At 71.0% G+C, this 11,113-nt stretch carries 10 protein-coding genes; 8 read left to right on the forward strand and 2 right to left on the reverse strand.

The annotated features are described in order from the left end of the window. Positions 1-30 precede the first annotated feature (30 nt). The gene (locus O7609_RS21495; protein WP_269744068.1) at positions 31-951 is read right to left on the reverse strand and encodes a tyrosine-protein phosphatase; all 921 of its coding nucleotides are present in this window, start codon (positions 949-951) and stop codon (positions 31-33) included. Between the two features lie 306 nt (positions 952-1,257). On the opposite strand from O7609_RS21495, the gene O7609_RS21500 reads away from it, so the two are divergent. The 4 genes from O7609_RS21500 (at position 1,258) to ispG (ending at position 4,124) form a co-directional block, all read left to right on the forward strand. After that, on the forward strand, positions 1,258-1,440 hold the full coding sequence (locus O7609_RS21500) for a hypothetical protein (RefSeq protein ID WP_269735364.1): 183 nt from the start codon (positions 1,258-1,260) through the stop codon (positions 1,438-1,440). Continuing rightward, positions 1,437-2,528, forward strand: a complete 1,092-nt coding sequence (locus tag O7609_RS21505) for a polyprenyl synthetase family protein (protein WP_269735363.1) — start codon at positions 1,437-1,439, stop codon at positions 2,526-2,528. Before O7609_RS21500 ends, O7609_RS21505 begins: the two co-directional genes overlap by 4 nt. 66 nt (positions 2,529-2,594) lie before the next feature. Continuing rightward, positions 2,595-2,936, forward strand: a complete 342-nt coding sequence (locus O7609_RS21510) for a hypothetical protein (protein ID WP_269737309.1) — start codon at positions 2,595-2,597, stop codon at positions 2,934-2,936. A 36-nt stretch (positions 2,937-2,972) separates the two neighbouring features. Further along, on the forward strand, positions 2,973-4,124 hold the full coding sequence (gene ispG / locus O7609_RS21515) for a flavodoxin-dependent (E)-4-hydroxy-3-methylbut-2-enyl-diphosphate synthase (RefSeq protein ID WP_269735362.1): 1,152 nt from the start codon (positions 2,973-2,975) through the stop codon (positions 4,122-4,124). A 70-nt stretch (positions 4,125-4,194) separates the two neighbouring features. Here ispG and O7609_RS21520 read toward each other — a convergent pair whose 3' ends face one another. Continuing rightward, a complete protein-coding gene (locus tag O7609_RS21520; protein WP_269744069.1) occupies positions 4,195-6,399 on the reverse strand; it encodes an anthranilate synthase component I in 2,205 nt (734 codons plus the stop codon). Between the two features lie 439 nt (positions 6,400-6,838). Here O7609_RS21520 and O7609_RS21525 point away from each other — a divergent pair, with 439 nt between their 5' ends. The 4 genes from O7609_RS21525 (at position 6,839) to O7609_RS21540 (ending at position 10,850) form a co-directional block, all read left to right on the forward strand. Further along, a complete protein-coding gene (locus O7609_RS21525) occupies positions 6,839-7,297 on the forward strand; it encodes a cold-shock protein (RefSeq protein ID WP_269744070.1) in 459 nt (152 codons plus the stop codon). 292 nt (positions 7,298-7,589) lie between these two features. After that, positions 7,590-8,297 (forward strand): TetR/AcrR family transcriptional regulator, encoded by a 708-nt coding sequence (locus O7609_RS21530; RefSeq protein ID WP_269735359.1) that lies wholly within the window; start codon positions 7,590-7,592, stop codon positions 8,295-8,297. Next, entirely contained in the window at positions 8,290-9,225 is a 936-nt protein-coding gene (locus O7609_RS21535; protein WP_269735358.1) for an ABC transporter ATP-binding protein, read from the forward strand. The genes O7609_RS21530 and O7609_RS21535 overlap by 8 nt, the downstream gene beginning before the upstream one ends. Next, positions 9,222-10,850, forward strand: coding sequence for an ABC transporter permease (locus O7609_RS21540; protein ID WP_269735357.1), 1,629 nt, complete (start codon positions 9,222-9,224; stop codon positions 10,848-10,850). Before O7609_RS21535 ends, O7609_RS21540 begins: the two co-directional genes overlap by 4 nt. Positions 10,851-11,113 lie beyond the last annotated feature (263 nt).

The following is an 11,113-nucleotide window of genomic DNA, read 5'->3' on the forward strand; positions in this document are numbered from 1 at the left end:
GGCCGCCGGGCCGTGCCCGCGGCCGGGGCCTCACTCCAGCAGCCGGTCGCGCAGCTTGCCCAGCGTCGCGGAGTCCACGTTCAGGCCATCCCGGGCGAAGGCCCACAGCGAGCCGTAGGTGTCGATCGCGGCGTCCGCGGAGGCCTCCAGGTAGGCCGCGTCCACCTCCAGAAGCGGCTCGACGAGCTGCGGGTTCTCCATGCCGGCCGCCTCGAGCTGGGCCAGGACGGAGGCCTTCCAGTCCGCGAGTTCGGTGTTGGAGCGCAGATAGTCGGCGATGACGTCATCCCGGGAGACGCCGAGGAGTCCCTGGACGATCGCCGTCATCACCCCGGTGCGGTCCCTCCCGCCGGTGCAGTGGACGAGGGTGGCGCCGTCACCGTTCGCGATCTCGTGCAGGGCCGTGGCGAACTGGGCGCGCTTGCCCGGGTCCGTCACGAAGTCCCGGCTCGAGTCGATCATCATCTGTCGGGCCTTGCCGTCTCCCAGCAGCGCTTCCTGCTCCTCGGGTGTCATCGCGAGGAGGTCGGCGAAGGACTGGAGTTCGCCGCCCGCCTCGACGGGGAGCGGGAGGTAGGCGACCGCGGGCGGCAGCCGGTCCGGGTGCTCGGCGCGCTGCGCCTCGGTGCGGAAGTCGATGACCGACGTCAGGCCGAGGTCCGACAGGGTCCGCAGCCCGTCGTCGGTGACCTCGTCCAGCTGCCCGGACCGGTAGAGGACGCCCTGCCGGAGGCGCTTGCCGTCGCGTGTGGGCAGCCCGCCGGCGTCGCGAAAGTTCAGCACGCCGTCGACGACGACCGTCTCACCCTGAGCCGCGACCTGGCCCGTCACCGTCGAAGCCGGCGCCGCCGCGGCCCCGGCCGTGGCGGGCACGGCCACCACGGCGGTCACGGCCAGTGCCGTGGTGACGGTGGCCGCCCGCAGTATTCGCGCTATGCCGGAATGATTCATGGACGCTCCTGGGATTTTCCGCATACCCGTCGTTACGGCCGGCGGGAGGTTTCCGCGGCCGTGTTCTGTGTGTGGGGGGAGTGCCGAGTCGGCAGTCGGCCAAGAATACGGGGCTCCCGCGTGTGAACCCCGGTGAACAACCGGGGAATTCCCGTGGTTGCACAACCGGGTGCCGCGTCGGCGATGTCGGTGGAGCCTGCACAGTATCGGCAGCGTCGAGCATGTCGCCTACGCTTTTCTCCGGGCCCCGGCACCAGAACACCTCAGGAGTCCCTGAGCGAAGAGGGGTTTGTGGAAGGGAGTTCCATGGGATCTCAGCAGCCGCGTGTCGTTCTGGCGGAGCCGAGGAGGCTCGGCGAGCTGGGCTTCCCCGACGTCGAAGTGGACCGGGGGGTCACCGAGGACGTCGTCTTCTCCCTGCCCGCGCGGCTCGCCGACCCGGTGACCCACCGCGTTCCCAGCACCCCCCTGGCCGAGGAGGCACAGTGACCACATCCGCCGACGTCGTGCCGGGCGCCACCCCCCGGCCGGGGGCCGCATCGCTCCAGGAGACCCGCACGGGTGTGCTGCGCGAGGTGGAGCTGGCCATCGAAGCGCTACTGGCCGCTGAACGCGACAGGTGGGAGACCGGCGCACCACGGGCGCTCGTCCTGATCGACGGGATCGGCGACCTGGTCGCGGCGGGCGGCAAGCGGCTGCGCCCGGCGTTCTGCGTCTCGGGGTATCTCGCCGCCGGCGGCGACGCGGACGAGCCCGCGCTCGCCCGGCTCGCCGCCGGGCTGGAGCTGCTGCACGTGTCGGCCCTCCTGCACGACGACGTCCTCGACTCCTCCGACCGGCGCCGTGGCAGGCCCACGCTGCACGTGGCCCAGGCCGACGCGCATCGTGCGGCGGGCTGGCGGGGAGGACCGGAACGCTTCGGGGAGAACGCCGCGATACTCGCCGGTGACCTCGCCCTCGTCTACGCCGACCAGCTCGTCGGCGGCGCCCCGCCCCCCGTGCTCGACGAATGGGCCCGCATGCGATCGGAGATGATGGTCGGCCAGTTCCTCGACGTGTCCCTGGCGGCGGAGTACGACGCCGACCCGGAGGCGTCCCGCCGGATCGCCGTCTGCAAGTCGGGGCACTACTCCATCCACCGGCCCCTGAGCATCGGCGCGCTCCTCGCGGGCAGGTCGGACCTCTCCGCGTCCTTCGAGGAGTACGGGCGCGCGCTGGGCGAGGCTTTCCAGCTGCGCGACGACCTCATCGACGCCTTCGGCGACGGCGAGGTGACCGGCAAGCCGGCCGGGCTGGACTTCGAGCAGCACAAGATGACCCTGTTGCTGGCCCTGGCCGTCCAGCGCGACGAGCGCGTCCGCGCCCTGGTACTTCCGCGCGGCGGCGGCGTCGGCCGGGCGGAGGCCGTCGAACTGCGCGCACTGCTGACCGAGAGCGGGGTCCGGGCCGAGGTCGAGGACCGCGTCGACCGTCTCGTGACCCGCGCGGTGTCCGCGTTGCGGGACGCGCCGCTGTCGGATGCCTGGAGAGACGAACTGGCCTCCATGGCGCATCAGGTGGCCTACCGAGACCGTTGAAGGGCCCGCCCGCGACCGCCCGCCCCCCGATCCGGCAGCAGGTGGGCAACGACGGAAGGCGTGCCCATGCCACACCTCGGAACACCGAACGGGCCCGAGGACCTCCGGGAACTGAGCCCGGCCGGGGCGCGGCGCCTCGCCGCCGAGATCCGCGCTCTCCTGGTGGAGAAGGTCTCCCGCAGCGGGGGCATCTGGGCCCCGACCTGGGCGTCGTCGAGCTGTCCATCGCCCTGCACCGGGGCATCGTGCACGGCCACCTTCGTCCTCGACCAGGCCGGAGTGACCGGAAAGCGACGGTGCGTCGCACAACGGCATGTGGTACCCCTGTCGCTGCTCCAGCTCGTGCCCGGCCTGCGCGTCGCGGCGCCCCGTGACGTACAGCGCCCCGTGACGCACCGCGCCCCGTGACGCTCAGGGCGCCTCTGACACACAGAAAGAGGAAACATGTCGGTCCCTCTCGGAATGCCCCAGGCTCCGGCCCCGGTGCTCGCGCCGCGCCGTCCCACCCGCCAGTTGCGCGTGGGCACCGTCGGCGTGGGCAGCCAGTCCCCGGTCGCCGTGCAATCCATGACCACCACGGTGACCGCCGACGTGAACGCCACGCTCCAGCAGATCGCCGAACTGACCGCGGCAGGCTGCGACATCGTGCGGGTGGCCTGCCCGTCCCAGGACGACGCGGACGCCCTGCCCGACATCGCGCGGAAGTCGGGCGTCCCGGTGATCGCTGACATCCACTTCCAGCCACGCTACGTCTTCGCCGCGATCGAGGCGGGCTGTGCCGGGGTGCGCGTGAACCCCGGCAACATCAAGAGGTTCGACGACAAGGTCGGGGACATCGCCCGCGCCGCCAAGGACCACGGCACGCCGATCCGGATCGGCGTCAACGCCGGGTCACTCGACGCCCGGCTGCTCGCCAAGCACGGCAAGGCGACCCCGGAAGCCCTGGTCGAGTCCGCCCTGTGGGAGGCGGGTCTCTTCGCCGAGCACGACTTCCACGACATCAAGATCTCGGTCAAGCACAACGACCCCGTCGTCATGGTGCGGGCCTACGAACTCCTCGCCGAATCCTGCGACTACCCCCTGCACCTCGGGGTCACCGAGGCAGGGCCCGCCTTCCAGGGCACCGTGAAGTCCGCGGTGGCCTTCGGCGCCCTGCTGCGGCAGGGCATCGGCGACACCATCCGGGTGTCGCTGTCGGCTCCCCCGGTGGAAGAGGTCAAGGTCGGTACCCAGATCCTCCAGGCACTGAACCTGCGGCCGCGCCGGCTGGACATCGTCTCCTGTCCCTCGTGCGGCCGTGCCCAGGTGGACGTCTACAAGCTCGCGGCCGAGGTCAGCGCCGGCCTTGAGGGTATGGAGGTACCGCTGCGGGTGGCGGTCATGGGCTGCGTCGTCAACGGGCCGGGCGAGGCGCGGGAGGCGGACCTCGGCGTCGCGTCGGGCAACGGCAAGGGCCAGATCTTCGTGAAGGGCGAGGTCATCAAGACCGTCCCCGAGTCGAAGATCGTGGAGACGCTCATCGAAGAGGCCCTGCGCATCGCCGGGGAGAACGAACGGGGAGGCGGAACGCCGGAGGTCGTCACCGTCGGCGCCTGAGGCGCCGGGCCACCGGGGGTGGCGGGGAGCCCGGGGAGCGGGCGCCCGCCGCCCCCGCGCCTCGCACCGTTCACGGTCGGCGGAGCACCGCCGAAGTCAGCGCGGACACCGCGTTGTCGATGATCCGGCGACCCGCGTCCTCCCCGGTGCTCATGATCGACTCCGGGTGGAACTGAACCGCCGACCACGGTCGAGTGCGGTGTTCCACGGCCATCGCGACCCCGTCGTCCGTGACCGCCGTCACCCTCAACGCCTCGGGGACGGCGTCCGCGGGTGCGTAGAGCGAGTGGTAGCGGCCGACCTCGAACCGGCTGGGCAGCCCGGCCAGCAGCCGGCTGTCCGGCGCGGTGACGTTGACCGCCGACGCCTTCCCGTGCACCGGCTCCGCGAGCACGGCCAGGGTGCCGCCGAGGTACTCGACGAGTCCCTGCAGCCCCAGACAGACGCCGAACACCGCGAGGCCGCAGCGCTCCGCCTCCGCCATCGTCTCCGCGACCCCGAACTCCCGGGGGTGGCCGGGGCCGGGCGAGAGAACCACCAGGTCCGGCCGCTGTCGGGCCAGTACCGGCAGGTGGTTGCCGCTCCGGAAGGTGGTGACGTGAGCGCCCGTCTGCCGCAGATGGTCGGCCAGACAGTGCGCGAAGGAGTCACGGTGGTCCACCATCAGCACCCGCAGCCCGGCCCCCGGGCCCGGCTCCCGCACGGTGACCGCCGGCGGCCTTCCCCGCGTCGGCTCGTCCAGGACCTCCAGGAGCGCCCCGGCCTTCAGCTCCGTCTCGGCCTCCTCGGCCTCCGGCGAGGAGTCGTGGAGCAGGGTCGCACCGGCCCGGACCGTGGCCACACCGTGTGTGATGTGCATCGTGCGCAGTGTCAGCACCGAGTCCACCGTGCCGTCGAAGCCCAGTCGGCCCACGGCGCCGCCGTACCAGCGCCGGGGCGAGCGCTCCTGCCGCTCGATGAATTCCACCGCGGCCAGTTTCGGCGCGCCGGTGACGGTGACCGCCCACAGGTGCGCCAGAAAGCCGTCGAGGGCGTCCCGGTCCGGGCGCAGGACGCCTCTCACCCGGTCCACCGTGTGGATGAGGGCCGAATACTTCTCGATGCGCCGCCGTTCCACGACGCGCACCGAGCCCGGCACGCAGACACGTGACTTGTCGTTGCGGTCCACGTCCGTGCACATGGTCAGTTCGGACTCGTCCTTGACGGAGGCCAGGAGTTCCCGGATGCGCGCGGCGTCCTCCATGGCGTCCCGGCCGCGCGTGATGGTGCCGCTGATCGGCGCGGACTCCACCACCTGCCGCTCGTCTGCCGCAGTCTCCTCCCGGCGTACCCGCACGAACATCTCCGGTGACGCTCCGACCAGGTACTCCTGCTCTCCCAGGTTCATCAGCAGGCTGTGCGGGGCGGGATTGTGTGCCCGCAGCCGCCGGAACACGTCCGCCGGCGTGCTCGTGCAGGCCCGTCTGAAGACCTGGCTGGGCACCACCTCGAAGAGGTCGCCGGAACGGAACAGCGGCTTGGCGTTGGCCACGATCTGCGCGTACTCGCCGGGGAGGTGGTCACGCAGGCTCTTCGGGACGCCGGGGACGAAGGGGGCCGCGGGGGTCTCCCGGGGCAGCCCCGCGGTTTCCGCGCCCCGGAAGACGAACTCGTAGTGGTGGACCGTCGCCTGGTCGCGGGTGAGATCGAGTTCCCAGACCGTGTCGGGGAGGTGCAGGACCAGATCCCGGTCCTCCGGCGCGCGCTGCTGTCTCCAGTCGACGGGGTCCATCTGGAAGATGAGGTCGTAGCCGAACGCGCCGTACAGCCCCAGGAGCGAGTCGCCGGGGACCGCCAAGGCGCGCAGTATCGCGCGGAGCGCGTTGAAGACCCCGGAGTGCCGGGTGCGCTCCTCCTCGGCGAAGACCGCCCACGCGGCGTCCGTCCGGACGGTGAGCACGTCATCGGCGCGGGTCACCCGCTCACGCTCCCGTTCCAGGGCCGCGTGCAGCGCGGGGACCAGCACCCGTCCACGGTCGTTGAGGGCGCGCACCGTCATCTCCACGCTGCGCAACGACACTTCGACCGGCGGGTCGACGTAGCCGACGATCCGCTCTTCGCCGAGGAAGCGCAGCATGCCGCGACGCCGGTCGAGCAGGTCCTCCAGCCGGGCGCGCGCCTCCCGGGCGCTGCCCGCGTCCCGCGCCGAACGCGTGATCTCCACCCCGCAGGGGGTGGACGCTCCCCGGCGGCCGGTCACGGCCGCCGGGACGTTGACGGTGTCCTGCAATGCCATGAGACCTCACCTCTGCTCAGCTCGGCCCGCCATGCGATCACCGAAGGCTCAAGGCGATGTCGAAGAAGAACAGATCCGGGTCCCGGAGGCGCCCGGTGCGGCGGGTACGGTCAGTTCGCCTGACGTTCCGCGCCATGGCCCGCAGACGTCCCGTGGCGTCCGGCGGCATGCGGCCGAGGATGCCGCCCAGTTCGTGTCGGCGCGGTCCGGAGCTGATGGAGGCCCGCTGGCCTGCGTACTCCGCGTCGGATCACGTCGCCGCGAGCGGCGACGCTTCGCCCGCTGTCACGTATCGTTGCGCCCAGGACCTTGCGTCGTTCACCCTCAGGGGGTAGGAAACGAGGGCACGGTCGGGCAGGACTTGCGGGCCGTGCGGGGAACAGACTCAACAAGTGTGCAGCGGTTGTGCACGGCATGTGGTGTTGATAGGGGTTTCACAGTGTTTGTGACGGGGAAGATCTTGCGGTTCGACGAGGTCCGCGGGTACGGGTTCATCGCTCCCGATGAGGGGCACGAGGACGTGTTCATGCACGCCAACGACTTGCTGTCCGAGAAGTATCTCTATCAGCCGGGTGGCCGGGTGGAGTTCTTCGTCGAAGAGGGTGAGAAGGGGCCGAAAGCCTCCGAGATCCGACTCATCACGCCGGGTGCGGTGGCCGAGTCGGCACCCTCGGTGCGCCGCCACGTCGAGGAGGCGGCACCCGCGTCCGGTTCGGCGCAGTACGCTCAGGACGAGCCGACCTGTGACGTCCTGTCCTCCTCCGAGTTCCGCGCCGAGGTCACCGAAATCCTCATCGGTGCGGACGAAGCCCTGACGGCCGCGCAGATCGAGCGCATCCGCACGTCCTTGGGTCAATCGGCCGTGGCTCACGGATGGGTGGATACTTCCGTGAGTTGAGAGCTCGCTGCCCCACGGCGCCCGTTGTGCGTCTCTTCGGCTCCGCAGCCCGTCCCGACGTGACGGGCTGCGGAGCCGAAGCCGTTTCGCCCCTCTCCCGCCCCGGCCAGGTCCCGCCCCCGTCGTCGCGCGCTCTGGACTGACCGTGCGCGTACGGCGTGGCGTGGTGTAGCGCCGGGAAGGCGGCGCTCGGACCGCCTCGACGGCGCTCACCCCAGTGGCCGTCAACTTGACGTAATTTCGGCCCTGTTCGGCCTTCCAGGTTCCGATACGGATGTATAGCATCCAAGTCATGCATGAAGGATCCGATTGGCACGACCGGCCAGTTGAGGATTTGACCAGCCGCGCCAGAATCAGAGACGCGGCCTTGGCGCAGTTCGCCGAGCATGGCAGCAAGGGCGCGACGATCAAGAGCATCGCGGCGGCCGCCGGGGTCTCCCCGGGACTGCTCCAGCACCACTTCGGCTCCAAGAAGGCACTCCAGGAAGCGTGCGACGCCTACGTGATGGCGGCCTTCGACGGGCTGGACCGGTTCGGGCTGAACGGTGGCGAGATCACCAAGCCCGATTTCGTGGAGGAGCTCCTGGCCAAGAGTTCACTGGTCATCCGCTACATCGCCCGGGCCATGGTCGAGGGCTCCCCCCTCGCCGCCGCCTTGTTCGACAACGGTGCCGCCGTGGCCGAGGAGTTCCTCGTCGGCATCGCGCCCGACCGGTTCCCCGCCGGGTCGGCCGAGGCCGGAGACGCCGGCGCCGTCATGGCCGCGATGCACTTCGCCACGATCGTGCTGCACGACCACCTGGGACGCCGGATGGGCGACGACGTCTTGGCTCCGCAGCACTCCCACCGCATCGGCGTGGCCATGCTCGACATCTACGCGGCCATGGCCGAGTTCGCCGCGTCGAGCGCGGGAGACGGCATTCGCAGCGCGGTGGACAGCCACGAGAGGCGCACCAACCAGTCATACCCCCCCACGACGGACGGAAGAGATGATGAGTGAGGCGATCCGCATCGAGGGTCTCGTCAAGGCCTTCGGCAAGACCCGAGCACTCGACGGCCTGGACATGAGCGTGGGAGCCGGTGAGGTTCACGGCTTCCTCGGGCCGAACGGTGCCGGGAAGACGACGACCCTGAGGGTCATGCTGGGCCTGATGAAGGCGGAAGCCGGAACCGTCCGGCTACTGGGCGAGGATCCCTGGGAGAAGGCCGTCGAGCTGCACCGCCGCCTGGCGTACGTGCCCGGCGACGTCACCCTGTGGCCCAACCTCACCGGCGGTGAGGTCATCGACCTGCTCGGCCGGCTGCGCGGCAGCGGAGACCAGCAGCGCCGCAAGGAAGCGCTGATCGAGCGCTTCCAGCTGGACCCGAGCAAGAAGTCCCGCACGTATTCCAAGGGCAACAGGCAGAAGGTCGTGCTCATCGCGACCTTCGCCTCCGATGTCGAACTGCTGCTCCTGGACGAGCCGACCACCGGACTCGACCCGCTGATGGACGCCGCCTTCCGCGAGTGCGTCCTGGAGGAGAAGGCGAAGGGTCGCACCGTCCTTCTCTCCAGCCACATCCTCTCCGAGGTGGAGGCCCTGTGTGACCGGGTGAGCATCATCCGGGCCGGCAAGGTCGTCGAGTCCGGATCGCTCACCGAACTGCGGCACCTCACCAGGGTCTCGGTCACCGCGCGGCTCGCCTCCCCGTCCGTCGGCCTGGTCGACCGGCCGGGCGTGCACGATCTCGTCACGGAAGGGGACCGGGTGAGCCTCCAGGTCGACTCCGAGCACATCGGCGACGTCGTCACGCACCTCGGCACCCTCGGTCTGCGGGAGATCACCACCCAGCCGCCGACGCTGGAGCAGCTCTTCATCCGGCACTACCGGACCACCGGGACCGGCGCCACCGCCGGGACGGACGAGGCCGGGGCGGTCGCCCGATGAGCGCCCCGACCGCCACCCTGCCGCAGCAGACGAAGCCGAAGACGGCGACGGCCGGCCCCCTGTCCGGAGTGCCACAGCTCATCCGCCTCATCCTGCGCCGCGACCGGGTCTGGCTGCCGCTGTGGCTGCTGATGACCCTCGGCACCGTTACCAGCAGGGCCAACGCCAGAGAGACCACGTTCCCCGACGCCCAGGCTGTGCAGGACCGGTACAACGAGGTCATGCACGACGTCCCCATGTTCAAGCTCTTCCAGGGGCCGGCGTACGCGATGGACATCAACGCCCTGGTGGCCCAGGAGGCGATCGGCGGCGCCACCTTGATGGCCGCGCTTGGTGCGGTGATCTTCATCGTGCGGCACACCCGGACCGAGGAGCAGACGGGCCGCAGCGAACTGGTGGGCTCCACGGCGGTCGGCCGCCACGCCCCGCTCGCCGCGATCCTCATCGTCGTGCTCGGTTCCGGTGTCCTCCTGGCCGTCTTTTCCGCCGCGGGTATGGCGGGCAGCGGCATGCCCGGCGCCGGCTCCCTGGCTTTCGGGCTGGTGGTCATGGGCGCGGTGTGGATCGCGGCGGCCATCGCGGCCGTCGCGGCGCAGGTGACGGAGAACGCGCGGGCCGCCTCGATCGGCGGGTTCGCCGTCTTCTTCGGACTGCACTTCGCCCGGGGCGCCTCCGACATGGGCGACGGGGTCGTGGAGGGGCTGGGCTGGCTGGTCCCCAACGCGTGGCTCCAGCGCTCGCGTCCCTTCGCGGACGAGCGCTGGTGGCCGTTCCTGCTGGTGCTGCTACTCGTCGCCGTCCTGCTGTGGACGGCCGTTCGCCTCGCCGCGAGCCGCGACCTCGGCGGCGGTGTGACGGCCGTGCGCCCCGGGCCGGTGACCGCCGCCCCCGGGCTGAACAGCGCCGGCGCGCTGACCTGGCGGCTGCACCGGGGCATGGCCCTCGTGTGGCTGGTGGCGATCGTCGCCGTCAGCCTGCCCACCGGGTTCATCGGCGCGGACGCCATGGAGGAGTACGCCGACAGCGAGAAGTTCCGCGAGTGGGCGGACGCCATGGCGGCGAACAACACCGGCGAGGCGTTCTTCGCCTACATCGCCTTCACCATGTGCTTCCCCATCACCATCTACGCCCTCATGACGCTGCTGCGGCTCAGCGGTGAGGAGTCCGGCGGTCACGCCGAACTGCTGCTGAGCTTCCCGGTCAGCCGTACGCGGTGGGCTACCGGGCACCTGCTCGTGGCCCTGGTGGTGCCCGCTGTCCTGCTGCTCGCCGTCGGCCTGTCCTTCGGCATCGGGAGCGACGACCTCGGCGACATGATGAGTACCACCACCAGCCTGATCCCCGCGGTGTGGGTGATGGTGGGTATCGCCATGGCGGCCTACGGCTGGCTCGGCCGTACCGGTGCGATCGTCGGATGGGGCGCGCTCGTGGTCGCCGTGGCCGTCGAGTTCGGCCAGCACGTGGGTATGCCGGAGTGGACGTTCAAGGCGTTCTCTCCCTTCGCACACGTGGTGCCGTTCTACGGCCCCCCGAGCGCGCTGGCGCTCGGCACCCTCACGCTCCTCGCGGCCGCGCTCGTCGCGTTGGGGCTGGCCGGCATGGGCCGCCGTAACCTGCCCTCCTGACGGGGCGGGGCTCACGGCGAGGCGGCAGTCCGCCGCCGTGCCGCACCTCGGCGGCCCCGTCGCCGCTCGGAAACCCCGCCACGGCCCGGCCAGCTCCGTCGCGACGACGGAACAGGACCGCCCCGCCGCCGCCCCGCCGGGCGTTGGCGGGGCGGTTTCGTCGTCCCGGGCACGAAGCCGGAACGAGATCTGGGATGCGGCCTCCTCACGAGGCAACGGATTTCTTCATTACGTTCGAGTGAGGGTCAAGTCAACCCCTAGGA

Source organism: Streptomyces sp. WMMC1477, assembly GCF_027460245.1.
GTDB lineage: Bacteria > Actinomycetota > Actinomycetes > Streptomycetales > Streptomycetaceae > Streptomyces.

What these genes read in the sequence shown, in the direction of transcription:
- O7609_RS21535 (WP_269735358.1), top strand. Translation starts at nt 8,290, where the DNA reads ATGAGTGAGGCGATCCGCATCGAGGGTCTCGTCAAGGCCTTCGGCAAG.
- O7609_RS21495 (WP_269744068.1), bottom strand. Translation starts at nt 951, where the DNA reads ATGAATCATTCCGGCATAGCGCGAATACTGCGGGCGGCCACCGTCACC.
- O7609_RS21530 (WP_269735359.1), top strand. Translation starts at nt 7,590, where the DNA reads ATGCATGAAGGATCCGATTGGCACGACCGGCCAGTTGAGGATTTGACC.
- O7609_RS21510 (WP_269737309.1), top strand. Translation starts at nt 2,595, where the DNA reads ATGCCACACCTCGGAACACCGAACGGGCCCGAGGACCTCCGGGAACTG.
- O7609_RS21520 (WP_269744069.1), bottom strand. Translation starts at nt 6,399, where the DNA reads ATGGCATTGCAGGACACCGTCAACGTCCCGGCGGCCGTGACCGGCCGC.
- O7609_RS21540 (WP_269735357.1), top strand. Translation starts at nt 9,222, where the DNA reads ATGAGCGCCCCGACCGCCACCCTGCCGCAGCAGACGAAGCCGAAGACG.
- O7609_RS21500 (WP_269735364.1), top strand. Translation starts at nt 1,258, where the DNA reads ATGGGATCTCAGCAGCCGCGTGTCGTTCTGGCGGAGCCGAGGAGGCTC.
- ispG (WP_269735362.1), top strand. Translation starts at nt 2,973, where the DNA reads ATGTCGGTCCCTCTCGGAATGCCCCAGGCTCCGGCCCCGGTGCTCGCG.